This window comes from Aquabacterium sp. (assembly GCF_021768455.1).
Taxonomy (GTDB): Bacteria; Pseudomonadota; Gammaproteobacteria; order Burkholderiales; family Burkholderiaceae_C; genus Aquabacterium.
In genome coordinates, this window is the sequence record NZ_JAIZVX010000108.1 from 1 (window position 1) to 14,938 (window position 14,938).

Consider the following 14,938-nt stretch of genomic DNA (forward strand, 5'->3'; position numbering starts at 1 on the left):
CCAGTTGCGCCAGGAAGAAATCCACATCCTCCGTGGCATCGCCAAGGCCATGGCCGACCGGCGCTGAGCCCGCCGCGATCACCGCCGGGTTTTTGCCCCGCGGCTACACTCGCCTGCCCTGATTCGAAAAACGCATAAGCAATCCCATGCTGTTTGCCCGCCTGAGAGAAGACATCGCCTGCATCGTCGAGCGCGACCCGGCTGCCCGCTCCGCCTGGGAGGTCATGACCTGCTACCCCGGTCTGCACGCCCTGGCCATGCACCGCCTCGCCCACTGGTGCTGGACGCATGGTCTGAAGTGGCTGGGCCGCTGGCTGTCGCACTGGGGTCGCTTCCTCACCGGCATCGAGATACACCCTGGCGCCCGCATGGGCCGCCGGGTCTTCATCGACCACGGCATGGGCGTGGTCGTGGGCGAAACCGCCGAGGTGGGCGACGACTGCACCATCTACCAGGGCGTGACCCTGGGCGGAACCTCCCTCAGCAAGGGTGCCAAGCGCCATCCCACTCTGGGCAAGGGCGTGATCGTCGGTGCCAACGCCCAGGTGCTGGGCGGCTTCACCGTGGGCGATGGCGCCCGCGTGGGCTCCAATGCCGTGGTGACCAAACCGGTGCCCGCGAACGCCACCGCCGTGGGCAACCCGGCTCGCATCATTGTGGCCAAAAAGGCCGTGCTCGACGAAAAGCAGGCCGAGCGCGAAGCCGTGGCTGCACGCATGGGCTTCTCGGCCTACGGTGTGACCGAAGGCGATGATCCGCTGTCACAAGCCCTGGGTGGGCTGATCGACAACGCTGCAGGGCATGAACACCAGATCGCCCTGCTCTGGCAGGCCGTCGAGAAACTGGCCCTGTGCGCCGAAAGCGAAGCCGCCCGCGACTGCATGCCCCAGGATGCGCAGAAGACCGAGTGCTTTGACGCGGCAGGCCTGAACAAGCTCGTCAAATGACGCGCCCAGAGCGGCTCAGGCCGCTATGGGGCGCTTGGCCGTCTTGGGACGGAAGGCCGCACACACGGTGGCATGCGTCTCGATCCAGGGCCCGCCAATGAGGTCGATGCAGTAGGGCACCGCGGCAAAAATGCCCGGCACCACCGAACGCCCCTCGGCATCGCGCAGACCTTCCAGCGTCTCGGCGATCGACTTGGGTTGCCCTGGCAGATTCAGGATCAGCGCCTGGCCCCGCACCACTGCCGTCTGTCTTGACAGGATCGCCGTGGGCACAAACCGCAGGCTGATCTGGCGCATCTGCTCGCCAAAGCCCGGCAACGCCTTGTCTGCCACGTCCAGCGTGGCTTCCGGGGTCACGTCGCGCGGCGAAGGGCCCGTGCCACCGGTGGTCAGCACCAGGTCACAGCGGGCCTCGTCCACCAGTTCACGCAAGGTCTGGGCGATCAGAGGGCGCTCGTCGGCAATCAGACGGGGCACCCACTCGATGGGGTTGCGCACGGCACGTCCCAACCAGTCCTGCAGGGCCGGCAAGCCCTTGTCCTCGTAGACACCGCTGCTGGCGCGGTCACTGATCGACACCACGCCAATGCGCACACACGGCAGCGGGGCCTCCGCGCCCGGTACCTCTTCGCTCATCACGCGTCCTCGTCGTCGTCCTGTGCCGGTGCGGGCGGCACCTGAGCGGCCTCGGCCGACTGCGCCATCATCACCTGCTTGATGTACTGGAAAATTTCGCGGTAGGCACGGCCATTGCGCTTGTCGGGCTCGGCCGCGGCATCCTTGCGGGCATTGCGAATCAGGGCACGCAGCTGTTGCAGGTCGGCACCAGGGAACTCGGCGGCCCAACGGGTCACCACGTCCTTGTCATCGCCCAGCAACTCCACGCGCCAACGTTCGGCCTGGTGCAATTCCAGTGCATTGCGGGCATGGCCCATCTGGAACTCGGCCACGGCTTCACGCAAGGGCTCGGCGTCCACACCGCGCATCACCTTGCCGATGAACTGCAGCTGTCGGCGCTTGCCTTCGAAGGACTTGGTCTTCTTCCAGTCGGCCAGGGCTTCACGCAGGCGCTCGGGCATCTCGATGTCGTCCAGGCGGCTGTCAGGCATGGCCAGCAGCTGCTTGCCCAGCTCCTGCAGCTCGTGGCTCTCGCGCTTGAGCATGCTCTTGCTGGGCGGACGGTTGTCGTCCCATTCGGGGTCGAAACCCTCGTCTTGATCAAATTGGTTCGGATTCATGTCCTCGCTATGATACGGGGGCACTCTCCACCAGACCACAACATGGCCGTCCAAAAAAGCAAGTCCACCACTGGCAAGCCCGATTCTTCGTCGTCCAATGGCTTCGCCTACAGCCGGGAGCAGTTCCAGCAGTTGATCGAAGACAGCCTGAACCTGGCGAAAAAGCTGGGCGCAACGGACGCCGCGGCCGAGGTCTCCGAAGGCATGGGCCTGTCGGTCTCGGTCCGCAAGGGCAAACTGGAGAACGTGGAGCGCAACCGAGACAAGTCCATTGGCGTGTCGGTCTATGTGGGGCAGCGCCGCGGCAACGCCAGCACCTCCGACTTCTCGCCCCAGGCGCTGGAACAGACCGTGCGTGCCGCCTACGACATCGCACGCTACACCGCCGAAGACCCGGCTGCCGGCCTGCCTGATGAAGAAGACATCGTCTCCCCCCGCGCCGCCAAGCGGGACCTCGACCTCTTCTACCCCTGGGACATCGATGCCGAAGGCGCGGCCGAGTTGGCACGGCGCTGCGAAGACGCCGCCATGGCCGTCGACCCGCGCATCACCAATTCCGAAGGGGGTGGTGTGTCGGCCCAGCAATCCCACTTCTTCGCCGGCAACAGCCGGGGCTTTCGCGGTGGTTACGCCAGCTCGCGCCACTCGCTGTCGGTCTCGCCCATCGCGGGCCGTGGGCGCGACATGCAGCGTGACTTCTGGTACACCTCCGAGCGCGATGCCCGCGACATGGCCAAGCCGGAGGCCGTGGGCCGCTACGCCGCCGAGCGCGCCCTGGCCCGCCTGAAGTCCCGCAAGATTGCGACCTGCGAAGTGCCGGTGCTGTTCGAGAACACGCTGGCTGCCGGCCTGCTGGGTGCCTTTGTGCAGGCCACCAGCGGCGGTGCGCTCTACCGCAAGGCGACCTTCCTGCTCGACAGCCTGGGCCAACCCATCTTCCCCAAGCACATCAGCATCACCGAAGACCCGCACATCCTCAAGGCCAAGGGCAGCGCACCGTTTGACGACGAAGGCGTCGCCACACGCAAGCGCATGGTGGTCAAGAACGGCGTCGTGCAGGGCTACTTCCTCTCCAGCTACTCGGCCCGCAAGCTGGGCATGAAGACCACCGGACATGCCGGGGGCTCTCAGAACCTCATCCTGTCGAGCAAGCTCACCGACCCGAAAGACAACCTCAAGGCCATGCTCAAGAAGCTGGGCACCGGCCTTTTCGTGACCGAGCTCATGGGTCAGGGCGTCAACTACGTCACAGGCGACTACTCGCGTGGCGCCGCCGGCTACTGGGTTGAGAACGGCAAGATCCAGTTCCCCGTTCACGAGATCACGATCGCAGGCCATGTGGGCGAGATGTTCAAGCAGATCGTGGCCGTGGGCGCAGACGCCTACACCTATGGCAGCAAGACCGTCGGCTCCATCCTGATCGAGAAGATGAAGGTCGCGGGACACTGAGCAACGCACGGCGTTCAAAGCGCCCACCGTCAAGGAGGCCGCTTGTCACAAGGCAAGCGGCCTTTTGCTTTGGGGCTCGGGAAAGTCCTCCCCCGTGCGGCGCAATCGGTCACATGGCGAAACCTAGAATCCGCCATCACCCCACGGATCAGGAGACCCCATGCAACGTCGTTCCTTCATCCACCAGGCGGGCATCGCCGGTGTCCTTGCAGCGGGCGCCGCCCCTGCCGTCGTGCACGCCCAGGCCAATGTGCGCTGGCGTCTGGCCTCCAGCTTCCCAAAGTCGCTGGACACCATCTACGGCGCGGCCGAGGTCTTCGCCAAGAAGATCGGCGAGATGTCGGGCGGCAAGTTCCAGATCTCGGTGCACGCCGGTGGCGAACTGATGCCGGCGTTTGGCGTGGTCGACGGCGTGCAGAACGGCACCGTCGAGATCGCCCACACGGCCCCCTACTACTTCGTCGGCAAGGACGAAACCTTCGCCATCGGCTGCGCCATCCCCTTTGGCCTGAACTCCCGCCAGATGAGTGCCTGGATGTACGAAGGCAATGGCCTCAAGCTGATGCGCGAGTTCTACGCCCGCTACAACATCATCAGCTTCCCTGGTGGCAACACGGGGGCCCAGATGGGCGGCTGGTACCGCAAGCCCATCAAGAGCCTGGAGGACATGAAGGGCTTGAAGATGCGCATTGGCGGCTTTGCCGGCAAGGTGATCGAGCGCCTGGGCGCCGTGCCGCAGAACATCCCCGGTGGCGAGATCTACCAGGCGCTGGAAAAAGGCACCATTGATGCGGCCGAGTGGGTGGGCCCTTATGACGACCAGAAGCTGGGCTTTTACAAGGTCGCGCCCAACTACCACTTCCCTGGCTGGTGGGAAGGCGGCCCGCAGCTGGACTTCTTCATCAACCAGAAGGCCTACGACGGCCTGAGCGCCGAATACAAGGCCATGGTGGACGCCGCGGCCTCGCATGCCCACGTCGAGATGCAGGCACGCTATGACGCCCACAACCCCCTGGCGCTCAAGCAGCTGGTGGCGGCCAAGACCAACCTGGTGCAGATGCCGAAGGCGGTCATGGACGCAGCGTTCAAGGCCTCCATGGAGATCTACAGCGAGCTCAACGCCAAGAACCCGGCCTGGAAGAAGGTCTACGCCGACTACAGCAAGTTCCGCGCAGACCAGAACCTGTGGTTCCGCTTCACCGAGGCCACCTTCGACCGCTACATGCAGGCCGCCAAACTCTGACCCTCTGGCCCCTCTTGCCCCGCAGGCCCTGACCATGGGGCTTGTGGAGCCGGTCACCCAGTGGCCATTGGGCTAAAAAAAGCCAGGGCCATGGGTCCATGAAAACCGTCTATGCCGCCCAAAGGCAATCGGTATTGGTCATTCCGTCTCGCTTCAGGCCCAATTGAGGCCGGGTCATTGGAGGGCAGGCTCAAGTTGCCGCCTCCGATGGCCGATCAACCGGGACGGGCCATGTGGGCACCCACAAAGACCCGACTCGACGCCAGGAGTACAGGTCATGACACCCGCCCGCATCGCCACCGCCCGCCCCCACAGCGACTGGAGCCAGAAGGCCCTGGAGCGCACCTGGCGCAGCGTGGGCGCCTTGTGTTTTGCCATCGGCATCGTCAACGCCTTCATTCCCCTGCTGCCCACCACCGTCTTCCTGCTGATCGGACTCTGGGCCTACGGCAAGGGCGACCCGGCCATGCGCGAAAGGCTGCTGCAGCACCCGAAATTCGGACCCGGACTGCGCCGATGGGTCGAGCGTCGCGAGATCAGCCGCAAAGGCAAGGTGGCCGCGGTGCTGGGCATCACCGTGAGTGCCTGTTTTACCGCGGCCATGATCGGGCCCAAGCCCATCACCTGGGCCATCGTGGCCGGCCTTTGCGGCCTCAGCGCCTGGCTGGCCACGCGGGCCGAACCCGACGCCAACCGCTGACCTCGCGTTGACCCCGCGCTTAAACCCTGCAGCCCCTGATCGCCGGTGTTTGCCAGCGTGGGCGGCTTTCAGCGGGTGGGCGCCGTGGCGCCCTTGAGGGCCTCGTTCATCGCCTTGGCAGGGTCCACGTCGGCACCCTCTCCTGCATCGGGCGCTGGCACCCCTGGCAGCGCATCGTCGGCCGCTGACGCCCCCGACGCGGCCGCCTCAGCGGCTTCAGGCAAGGTGGGCACCCCGTCTGCAGCCCCCGTGTCTTCGATCTTCATCTCGATCTGTACCTCGTCGGCGTTGACAGCCGAAGCCTTGTCGAGCCAGAAGGTCACCGACGCCGGCCAGAAAATCACGACCGCCACCAGCATCAGCTGCATCAGCACCCACGGGATCGCCCCCAGGTAGATGTCCTTCGACTGAATCGGCTCCTTGATCGCGCCACTCTTGTGGATCTGGTCGGCGATGCCGCGCAGGTAGAAGAGCGCGAAACCAAACGGCGGGTGCATGAAGCTGGTCTGCATGTTCACGCACAGCAGCACGCCAAACCACACCAGGTCGATGCCCAGCTTTTCGGCCACGGGCGCCAGCAGCGGCACGATGATGAAAGCGATCTCGAAGAAGTCGAGGAAAAAGGCCAGGAAGAAGACAAAGAGGTTGACCACGATGAGGAAACCCACCGGACCACCCGGCAGGTTGCTCAGCAGGTGTTCGATCCACTTGTTGCCATCCACCCCCTGGAACACCAGCGAAAACACGCTGGAGCCCAGCAGGATGAAGATCACCATGGTGGTCACGCGCATGGTCGAATCCATGGCCTGCCAGATGAGCTCCAGCGTGAGGCGGCGGTGCATGGCGGCCAGCACCATGGCGCCGATGGCACCCAAGGCACCGGCTTCCGTCGGTGTGGCCAGACCCATGAACAGCGTGCCCAGCACCAGGAAGATCAGCACCACGGAAGGCAGCATGCCCCACAGCACCTTGCGGATCAGGGGCCAGCCTCGCAGCGTGCGGGCCTCTTCGGGCAAGGGCGGCACCCACTGAGGGCGGAACAGCGCCACGCCGAGGGTGAACAGCAGGAACAGGCTGGTCTGCAGGATGGACGGGCCGATGGCTCCGCGGTACATGTCGCCCACCGATCGGCCCAGCTGGTCGGCCAGCACGACGAGGACCAGGGACGGCGGGATGAGCTGGGTGATGGTGCCCGAGGCAGCGATCACCCCGGTGGCGTAGCGCATGTTGTAGCCATAGCGCACCATGATCGGCAAGGAGATGACCCCCATGGCGATGACACTGGCGGCCACCGTGCCGGTGATCGCCCCCAGGATGGCCCCCACGATGATGACGGCAAAGCCCAGGCCACCCGGCTTGCTGCCAAAGAGCTGCCCGGTACCGTCAAGCAGGTCCTCGGCCAGGCCGCAGCGCTCCAGGATGGCACCCATGAAGGTGAAAAAGGGAATCGACAGCAGCAGCTCGTTGGACACGATGCCGAAGAGCCGCAGCGGCAGGTTGGCCATGAAGGCTTCCGGGAAGAAGCCCTGCGACACGGCGTAATAGCCAAAGCCGAGGCCCAGGCCGCCCAGGGTAAAGGCCACCGGAAAGCCCACCAGCATCGCCACCACGAGAGAGCCGAACATGATCGGCGCAAGGTTTTGCATCGCGATCATTGCAACGGCCTTTCGTAGTGGGTGTCGACGCTGAGCTCGCCGCGCAGGAAGGCGATGCGCTTGAAGGCCTCAGACAGGCCCTGCAGGGCCAGCAGCGCAAAACCACAAGGAATGGCCGCCTTGATCGGCCAGCGCAGCAAACCGCCGGCACTGGGCGAGTGCTCTTGCTGAGCCAGCGACTCGAGCACGAACGGCCAGGCCAACCAGGCCGTGGTGGCGCACAGGGGAATCAGCACCAGCGCGATGCCGAGCAGGTCGATCCAGGCCTTGGCTCGGGCAGAACGACCACCATAGAGCACGTCCACCCGCACATGCTCGTTGAGCTTCAGCAGCATGGGCGCACCGGCGAACACCGCGATGCCAAAGAGATACCACTGCGCCTCCAGCCAGGCATTGGAGCCCAGGTTGAAGGTGTAGCGCAGCAGCGCGTTGCCCGCACTGATCAGGCAGGCGAGCAGGAGGGCCCAGGCGGCGCCCACGCCCAGCAGGCGTGACAGCGCGTCCATCAGGCGGATGTAGGTGTGCATGCTTGTCTCCATCGGCCAGGGCTCATGGGCCCCGACTCGTTCGTGTCATGCGCAGGCCAGCCCAAGACAGGCTGGCCACAGGATCGCTCAGTCGTCCAGCGCAACGGCCTGAGTGTAGAGCCGCGCAGACCGTGCACCACTGCGGCAGAACATCAGCAGCGGACGAGGCAGGCTCTTGAGCAGGGCCGCGCACTGCGCGATCTCTTCGGGCGACTGGTAACCGCCCTGTACGGGCAGGTGGGCGTACTGCAGGCCGGCGGCCAGGGCGGCTGCCTCGATGGTGGCGCTGGTCGGCTGATCGGCCCCGCCTTCGAAGTCCGGGCGGTTGTTGAGCACGGCCTTGAAGCCCGCCTCGGCCGCCGCGGCCATGGCCTCGGGCGTCAGTTGGGGGGCGGCGTAGACGTCTTCGGCAATGGGCTGAAGTGAAACTTGACTCATGATCGACAACCTTGAAAGAAGGAAACCAGCTCCGGCCAGGCGCCACCCTCGGCAGGCGCCCACGCCAGACCGGGGTGCATCTGCCCCCGATTGTGCCTGCCTGGTCAGCCAGCCAACGCAGCCTTGACCGCTGCAGAGACCAGCCCCATGTCGGCCTGACCGGCCAGGCGCTGCTTGACGGCGCCCATGACCTTGCCCATGTCGCCAGGGCCGGATGCGCCGAGTTCGACCACGATGGCCTTGACGGCCGCGTTCACTTCGTCGGCGCTCAGGCGTTGCGGCAGGTAAGCCTCCAGCACCACGATCTCCGACTTTTCCTTGTCGGCCAGGTCCTGGCGACCACCGGCTTCGTACTGCTGGGCCGCATCCTTGCGCTGCTTGATCAGCTTGTCGACGATGGCCACGATCAGGGTGTCGTCCAGCTCCACGCGCTCGTCGACTTCCTTCTGCTTCATGGCGGCCATCAGCATGCGGATGGTGCCCAGGCGCTCGGCGTCCTTGGCGCGCATGGCGGTTTTCATGTCGTCGGAGATGCGTACTTTGAGGCTCATGGTGTGAGAGGTCAGGTCAGAAAAATCAAGCGGACAAGGAAAAGACGGGGCCCAGAAATGCCAAAGCCCGCATGGGCGTCCCCGCGCGGGCTTGTTCACCGTTCACCGCGCTGCTGACAGCGCATTGTGAGGGCAAGTCTTGGAGAAGCGAATCAGTACAGCTTCTTGGGCAGCTGCATGCTGCGCACACGCTTGTAGTGGCGCTTGACGGCGGCGGCCTTCTTGCGCTTGCGTTCGGCGGTGGGCTTCTCGTAGAACTCGCGAGCGCGCAGTTCGGTCAGCAGACCCAGCTTTTCAATGGTGCGCTTGAAGCGGCGCAGAGCCACGTCGAACGGTTCGTTCTCTTTGACACGGATGGTCGTCATTACGGATTCACTTTCAGTATGAATGCATTCAAAGGGCTTTTCGCATGGCCACCCACTGAGCTGCTTCAGGATCGCCTCACAAATCCCGGCGAAGGGATCGCCCTCATCGGGCCACCAGGGTCTTGGCCCGCTCCCGTGTTCCACGTCCGGTTATCGCGGCGGGAATCGGGCTGACCTGTCTCGGTGTGCAAAACGCTGCAAGCTGCAGCTCTGGCAGGCGGACTTCTTTGCAAACATGCAACAAGCCCCACCAACAAAGCCTGAGATTCTACCCCGGTTTTCTCGACTGATCCAGCAAAAAGACAAATCAGCGCAGATCAGGCGGAGAAAAACCTGCGGAATTTTCAGGCCAGGGGCCACAAATGGCCGTCGAGTCGGCGCACACCCTGGCTTTGGCGCAGCGCAGCCCGCACGTCGGCCGCTGGCAAGGCGGGTTGGCTTGAATGCGTGACCGAGCCCGAGGGCGGCCAGCTCGCCAGCACCTCGGCCAACGGTTCGAGCACGAAAGCACGCCCTGTCATGCGCGGATGGGGCAGGCTCAAACTGGGCGTGGCGCGCGTGGCATCGTCGTACCAGAGCAGATCGAGGTCGAGCGTGCGGGGCGCATGGTGGTAAGGCCGCTCACGGTCGTGGGTCAGCTCCAACGCCAGCAGGGCCGCCAGCAATTCCTGAGGGCCCAGGGCCGATTCAAGCACGGCCACGGCGTTGAGGTAGTCAGGGCCGGTCGCATCAACCGGAGCCGTCTGGTACGCCGACGACACGGCCAGCACCGCCGTCGCGGGCAAGGCGTTCAGCCCGCGCAGCGCCGATTGCAGGCGAACGCGCACCTCACCCAGGTTGCCCCCCATGCCGATGCAAGCCCGCGCGCGGGGTACACAGGCCAAGGCCTCGGGCGAGGCACTGACCGTGGGCCAGGCGCGGCTCACCTCGTCGCTCGCCTCGCTGCTCACTCGCCCGCGCCACCCGCGGCCGGGCTGCCCCCACCCTCGCCTGCCGGCTTGCGGCGGCGACGGCGGCGCTTGCGCGGGGCGTCGGTGCTGCTGGGGTAAGGCTGGTCGTCGTCGGCCGCTTCGCCGCCGCCGTCCTCTGCCTCGGTGGCCGGACTGACCACGGCGTCACGCGGGGCGGCCACACGGGCGGGACCCTTGCCTCGCCCACCCTGGCGCTTGCCCTGCTCCTGCTGCCGGACCTGGTCGAGCAGGTCGCGGCGCTCGGCGGGGTCGGCCAGGGAGAAGTCTTCCCACCAGCTGGCCAGCTCAGGGGCCACTTCGCCCACCTGGCCGCGCAGGCGCAGGAAGTCGAAACCTGCGCGGAAACGCGGCTGCTCCACCAGGGTCAGCGGCCCATTGCCGGTGCGGCGGTCAAAGCGGGGCTGCATGGTCCAGATTTCGCGCATGTCTGCGGCCAGCTTGCCGCGACCGGAGATGTCGCCAATGCGGGCGTCGAAGACGGCATCCGTGGCCGATTGCAGCGCCGGGAAGGCCGGCTCACCCTGGGCCATGTTGGCCTTCCAGTGCTCCAGCACGTCGTGCCAGAGCAGGCAGGCCAGCAGGAAGCTGGGCGCCACGGGCTTGCCCTCGCTGACGCGGCGATCGGTGTCGTCCAGCGCCAGCTGCACAAACTGTTCGCGGCCCGGGTGGCGACGGGCTTCGTCAAAGACGGCGTCCAGCACAGGGAACACGCCCTTCTCCAGACCCTGCTTGCGCAACTCGGCCAGAGAGGCTGTCGCGTGACCGGTCTGCAGCAGCTTGATCATCTCGTCGAAGAGACGCGACTGCGGCACGTTGGCCAGCAAGGCAGACATCTCCCGGATGGGGGCGCGGGTCTTGGGCTCGATCTCGAAGCCCAGCTTGGCCGCGAAACGCACCACACGCACGATGCGCACCGGGTCTTCGCGGTAGCGCAGCTCCGGGTCACCGATCATGCGCAGCACGCGTTTTTGCGCGTCCTTGATGCCGCCGTGGTAATCGACCACGATGCCCGTGTGCGGGTCGTAGTACATGGCGTTGATGGTGAAGTCGCGGCGGGCGGCGTCCTGGTCCTGCGGGCCCCAGACGTTGTCGCGCAGAACGCGGCCGCTGGCGTCCACCACGTGCGACTTGTCGGCCAACTCCTTGCGAGAGGTCTTTTCGTTGCCTGCCACCTGCTCGGCCGCATCGGCATCGAGGATGGCGCGGAAGGTCGAGACCTCGATCACCTCATGCTCACGCCCACGGCCGTAGACCACGTGGACGATGCGGAAGCGCCGACCGATGATGAAGGCGCGACGGAACAGGCTCTTGACCTGTTCGGGCGTGGCGTTGGTGGCCACGTCGAAGTCCTTGGGGCGAAGGCCGAGCAACAGGTCGCGCACGGCGCCGCCCACGATGTAGGCCTCGTAGCCGGCTTGCTGCAGGGTCTCGACGACCTTGCGGGCGTGGTGGTCGACCAGGCTGTCGTCGATGCCGTGTTCTTCACGGGGCACCTCGACGCGCTTGCCCACGGCGCTGCGGGGCTTGGCGGCCGCAGCCCGGGGCGCGGTGCCGGAGGCAGCACGCTTGCGGGCGGGGGCTTTGCCCAGAATCTTGTCAATCAGGCTTTTGATCATGCGAACAGTCGAAGAATGCGCCAGCCTCGTTCCAGCGCCACGGACTCCAGCGCGGGGCTGGGGTTGGTGGCGACCGGGTCGTTGGCACGCTCCAGCAGGGGCAGGTCGTTGGGAGAGTCGCTGTAGAAGCTCACGCGGTCAAAGTCGGCCAGTTGGCGACCTTGGGCAGACAGCCATTGTTCCACACGCGCGATCTTGCCTTCACGGAAGGAGGGCACGCCGTCGATCTCGCCCGTGACCTGGCCGGTTTCGTCGCGTACCAGGCGCACGGCAATGAGGTCATCGACCTGGAAGGCGTCGGCGATCGGGCGGGTCACGAACTCGTTGGTGGCGGTGACGATGGCCAGCAGGTCGCCCTGGGCGCGGTGGCGCTCGATCAACTCGATGGCCTGGGGCTGGATGGCCGGGAAAACCACCTCGGCCATGAAGGCCTGCTGCAGAGCCGCCTGCTCGGTAGCGTTGAGGCCGCGCCAGGCGCTGGTGCTGAACTGGATGTAGTCGTCCAGCACCAGGGTGCCGTCGCAGTACTGCTGATAGAACGCGTCGTTGCGGGCACGGTGGGTGGTTTCGTCCACCAGGCCTTTGCGGATCAGGAACTCGCCGAACTCGTGGTCGGAGTCGAGGGGCAACAGGGTGTGGTCGAGGTCAAAGAGGGCAAGGTTCATGGAGACTCCGCAGCGAGCATCTGCTTGAGCAGGGGCACGGTGATCAGGCGGTGCTCGGCCAGGGCATAGCGGTCCAGGCGATCGAGCAGTTGGGTGAGCGAGCCAAGGTCGCGGCTGTAGCGGGTGAGCAGGTAAGCGCTGAGTTCATCGCTCAGGCGCATGCCGCGACGGGCCGCTTCGAGGCGCAAGGCCTCGCGCACGCCGTCTTCGGCCAGGCCGCTCAGGGCAAAGATCAGGCCCCAGCCCAGGCGGGTGCGCAGGTCGTCCCGCACGGGCAGGTCAACAGGGGGCACGTTGCCGGCAGCGAGGATGTAGAGCGGGCCGGTTTCCGTGGGGTTGGACGGGCTGGCCGACTCGATGAAGAGGTTGAAGGCCAGGTGCTGGTGCTCGTCACTGAGGGCCTCGCACTCGTCGATCAGGGCCAGGGTGGGCGACATGGGATCGGCGGCATCCCACATCTGACAGGTCTGGGCATTGAGCCAGATGACGCCCAGGCCCAGGCCGAGGGCGCGCTCGACCATGGCGCGCAGCAGGTGGGTCTTGCCCGCGCCGCTGCTGCCCCAGATGTAGGCGGGCGAGAGGGGGCCCTGCACATCGGGCCATTGACGCAACCAGGTGAGCAGGTTGGTGTTCTGGCCGGCCACGAAGTCGTCCAGGCCGGGCACGGCCACAGGCCCGAGGTCGAGCGGGATCTGGCGCATGGGCGCGGCGGGGTGCGCGGAGGCAAAAACGTCCATCTGGTTCATGCGGGGACCGTCCTCACGGCGCCTTGAAAAAGCCGCTGGCCTGGTAGGCCAGGAGGGCGCGGCGCCCCAGCACCACGGCCAGAGCCGACACAGGCAAGGCGATCAGCACACCCCACACACCCAGCCACTGGCCAAAGAGCATCAGCGCCAGGATCACGCCCAGCGGATGCAGGCCGATGCGCTCGCCGACCAGGCGCGGCGTGAGGAAAAAGCTCTCGACCACCTGGCCGAGCCCATAGACCAGGGCAACGCTTCCAAGGGCGTAGGACGCGCCCTGCTCTCCCGCGCCGAACTGGAGCAATCCCGCCAGCAGGGCGAGGACCAGGCCCAGACCGAAACCCAGGTAGGGGATGCAGATGGCCAGGCCGGTGAACACCCCGATGGGCAGACCAAGCTTGAAGCCTGCCAGGCTGAGCGCCACGGCGTAGTAGACGGCGAGGATGCCCATGACCATGACCTGACCACGCAGGTACTGGCCCATCAGCTCGTCACACTCGTCGATCAGGGCATGGCCAGGCTGACGCCAGCGCAGGGGCACCAGTTGCACCAGACGGGCCATCAATCGGTCCCAGTCGAGCAGCCAGTAGAAGGCCAGCATGGGCACCAGCAGGGCCAAGCCGGCCAGGCTGACCAGGCCGCCGCCGCCCACGAGGAGGGAACGCAGCGCCGCAGCGCCCAGTTGGCTTGCGTGATCCTGCGCCCAGGTGAGGAGTTCCAGCTTGATGTCTTCGGCGCTGCTGGGCAGCACGACGCCCCATTGGGCCAGCCAGGGTGTGGCCCGCGACCACAGGCCCACCAGCAGGTCGGGCAATTGCTTGCGCAGCATCGGCGTGAGCTCGGAGACGATGGGCACCAGCAGCACCAGCACGGTGGCCAGCACCAGCACGACCATCAGCAGGCACAGGCCCACCGCCAGGGCGCGAGGCAGCCTGGCGCGCAGCACAAGCCGGTCGACCCCAGGACGCAGGGCATACGCCAGCACCAGGCTGAGCGCAAACGGCGTGAGGATGGCGGCATGCCACCACAGCAGAGCCGCCAGAGCCAGGCCGGTGAAGGCCCAGGCAAGGCGGGGCTTCGTGAGGGATTCGGTGGTCATGAGCGGTGGATTTTATGGGCAGCCACCGCATGGAAGGCCCGGCGTGGGAAACCGGCCTCAGTTTTTGCTGCCGTAGACGGCGCGACGTGCCGATTCAAGGGACTCTTCCAGCCTGGCCTGGCTGCGCTCCGCCGGGGGGCTGGCCTGCCAATCGGCCACGATGGCGGCCTCACGGCGCTTGTATTCGGCCGACTGGGCGGCTTCGCGGTCCTGTTGTTCGGCGTCCACCTGCGGCGCGAGCCCGCCGAGCCTGAGCTGGGCCGCTTCGAGCCTCTGGCGCCGAAGGCCCTCGTCGGGCTCCAGTTCGGTCCACAGCGCGGCTTCCAGCAGCAAGGCCTCGGCCAAGGTGATGTCGCCCTGTCGCAAGCGATCGGGGATCAGGTCCAGCAGGCTGCGTGCGGTCTGCTGGCGCAAGGCCACATCGGAGGAGCGCTGCAGCGCCTGCCAATGCGAGACGCCGCGCTGGAATCTCAGGGAGGCCACGACGCGGGCGAGTTCGGTCTCGGGCTGCGCCGTTTGGACCATGGCCTGCTTCAGGGCGGCCCACTCCGCGGGCTGGAAGTCTGACGGGCGGCCATCGGGCGCAAGTTGCGGCTCGGCGCCCCATGGCGCCACAGGGGGCACAGACCCCACGCTTGCCGATGCAGCCGGTCCCGCGACGGACACCAACTCGGCATCCCCCCGGCCCAGCCACCACACGCCCGCAAGGCCTGCGGCCACGGCCAGCTCGC

17 protein-coding genes are annotated in these 14,938 nt (G+C 66.3%); 4 read left to right on the forward strand and 13 right to left on the reverse strand.

What is annotated here, in order from left to right; genetic code table 11:
* Positions 1-149 precede the first annotated feature (149 nt).
* A complete protein-coding gene (gene cysE, locus QZ994_RS13985) occupies positions 150-947 on the forward strand; it encodes a serine O-acetyltransferase (protein WP_290872768.1) in 798 nt (265 codons plus the stop codon).
* Between the two features lie 15 nt (positions 948-962).
* On the opposite strand, the gene mog is transcribed toward cysE, so the two are convergent.
* Together mog and yjgA are read right to left on the reverse strand one after the other, a co-directional pair.
* Positions 963-1,583, reverse strand: a complete 621-nt coding sequence (gene mog / locus QZ994_RS13990) for a molybdopterin adenylyltransferase (RefSeq protein WP_290872726.1) — start codon at positions 1,581-1,583, stop codon at positions 963-965.
* On the reverse strand, positions 1,583-2,185 hold the full coding sequence (yjgA, locus tag QZ994_RS13995) for a ribosome biogenesis factor YjgA (protein WP_290872728.1): 603 nt from the start codon (positions 2,183-2,185) through the stop codon (positions 1,583-1,585). Before yjgA ends, mog begins: the two co-directional genes overlap by 1 nt.
* 42 nt (positions 2,186-2,227) lie before the next feature.
* Between yjgA and pmbA the strand changes: the two genes are divergently transcribed.
* The 3 genes from pmbA (at position 2,228) to QZ994_RS14010 (ending at position 5,577) form a co-directional block, all read left to right on the forward strand.
* Positions 2,228-3,634 (forward strand): metalloprotease PmbA, encoded by a 1,407-nt coding sequence (gene pmbA, locus QZ994_RS14000; RefSeq protein WP_290872731.1) that lies wholly within the window; start codon positions 2,228-2,230, stop codon positions 3,632-3,634.
* Between the two features lie 160 nt (positions 3,635-3,794).
* Positions 3,795-4,877, forward strand: a complete 1,083-nt coding sequence (locus QZ994_RS14005; protein WP_290872733.1) for a TRAP transporter substrate-binding protein — start codon at positions 3,795-3,797, stop codon at positions 4,875-4,877.
* 277 nt (positions 4,878-5,154) lie between these two features.
* On the forward strand, positions 5,155-5,577 hold the full coding sequence (locus QZ994_RS14010; protein WP_290872736.1) for a YbaN family protein: 423 nt from the start codon (positions 5,155-5,157) through the stop codon (positions 5,575-5,577).
* 68 nt (positions 5,578-5,645) lie between these two features.
* On the opposite strand, the gene QZ994_RS14015 is transcribed toward QZ994_RS14010, so the two are convergent.
* The 11 genes from QZ994_RS14015 to QZ994_RS14065 form a co-directional block, all read right to left on the reverse strand.
* Positions 5,646-7,229 (reverse strand): TRAP transporter large permease subunit, encoded by a 1,584-nt coding sequence (locus QZ994_RS14015; RefSeq protein WP_290872771.1) that lies wholly within the window; start codon positions 7,227-7,229, stop codon positions 5,646-5,648.
* A complete protein-coding gene (locus QZ994_RS14020) occupies positions 7,229-7,759 on the reverse strand; it encodes a TRAP transporter small permease subunit (protein WP_290872739.1) in 531 nt (176 codons plus the stop codon). The genes QZ994_RS14015 and QZ994_RS14020 overlap by 1 nt, the downstream gene beginning before the upstream one ends.
* A gap of 87 nt (positions 7,760-7,846) precedes the next feature.
* Positions 7,847-8,197 (reverse strand): TIGR01244 family sulfur transferase, encoded by a 351-nt coding sequence (locus QZ994_RS14025; RefSeq protein WP_290872742.1) that lies wholly within the window; start codon positions 8,195-8,197, stop codon positions 7,847-7,849.
* A 104-nt stretch (positions 8,198-8,301) separates the two neighbouring features.
* Positions 8,302-8,748, reverse strand: a complete 447-nt coding sequence (locus QZ994_RS14030) for a GatB/YqeY domain-containing protein (protein ID WP_290872745.1) — start codon at positions 8,746-8,748, stop codon at positions 8,302-8,304.
* A 152-nt stretch (positions 8,749-8,900) separates the two neighbouring features.
* Complete coding sequence (rpsU, locus tag QZ994_RS14035) at positions 8,901-9,113, reverse strand: 30S ribosomal protein S21 (RefSeq protein WP_012346814.1); 213 nt, start codon at positions 9,111-9,113, stop codon at positions 8,901-8,903.
* 344 nt (positions 9,114-9,457) lie between these two features.
* Positions 9,458-10,063, reverse strand: a complete 606-nt coding sequence (folK, locus tag QZ994_RS14040; protein ID WP_290872748.1) for a 2-amino-4-hydroxy-6-hydroxymethyldihydropteridine diphosphokinase — start codon at positions 10,061-10,063, stop codon at positions 9,458-9,460.
* A complete protein-coding gene (pcnB, locus tag QZ994_RS14045; RefSeq protein WP_290872751.1) occupies positions 10,060-11,700 on the reverse strand; it encodes a polynucleotide adenylyltransferase PcnB in 1,641 nt (546 codons plus the stop codon). Before pcnB ends, folK begins: the two co-directional genes overlap by 4 nt.
* Positions 11,697-12,365 (reverse strand): HAD family phosphatase, encoded by a 669-nt coding sequence (locus tag QZ994_RS14050; protein WP_290872754.1) that lies wholly within the window; start codon positions 12,363-12,365, stop codon positions 11,697-11,699. The genes pcnB and QZ994_RS14050 overlap by 4 nt, the downstream gene beginning before the upstream one ends.
* Positions 12,362-13,111 (reverse strand): DnaA regulatory inactivator Hda, encoded by a 750-nt coding sequence (locus QZ994_RS14055; RefSeq protein ID WP_290872758.1) that lies wholly within the window; start codon positions 13,109-13,111, stop codon positions 12,362-12,364. The genes QZ994_RS14050 and QZ994_RS14055 overlap by 4 nt, the downstream gene beginning before the upstream one ends.
* Positions 13,112-13,124: 13 nt before the next feature.
* A complete protein-coding gene (locus QZ994_RS14060; protein WP_290872761.1) occupies positions 13,125-14,207 on the reverse strand; it encodes an AI-2E family transporter in 1,083 nt (360 codons plus the stop codon).
* A 57-nt stretch (positions 14,208-14,264) separates the two neighbouring features.
* On the reverse strand, positions 14,265-14,938 hold a 674-nt coding region (locus QZ994_RS14065; RefSeq protein WP_290872765.1), incomplete at its 5' end, for a hypothetical protein.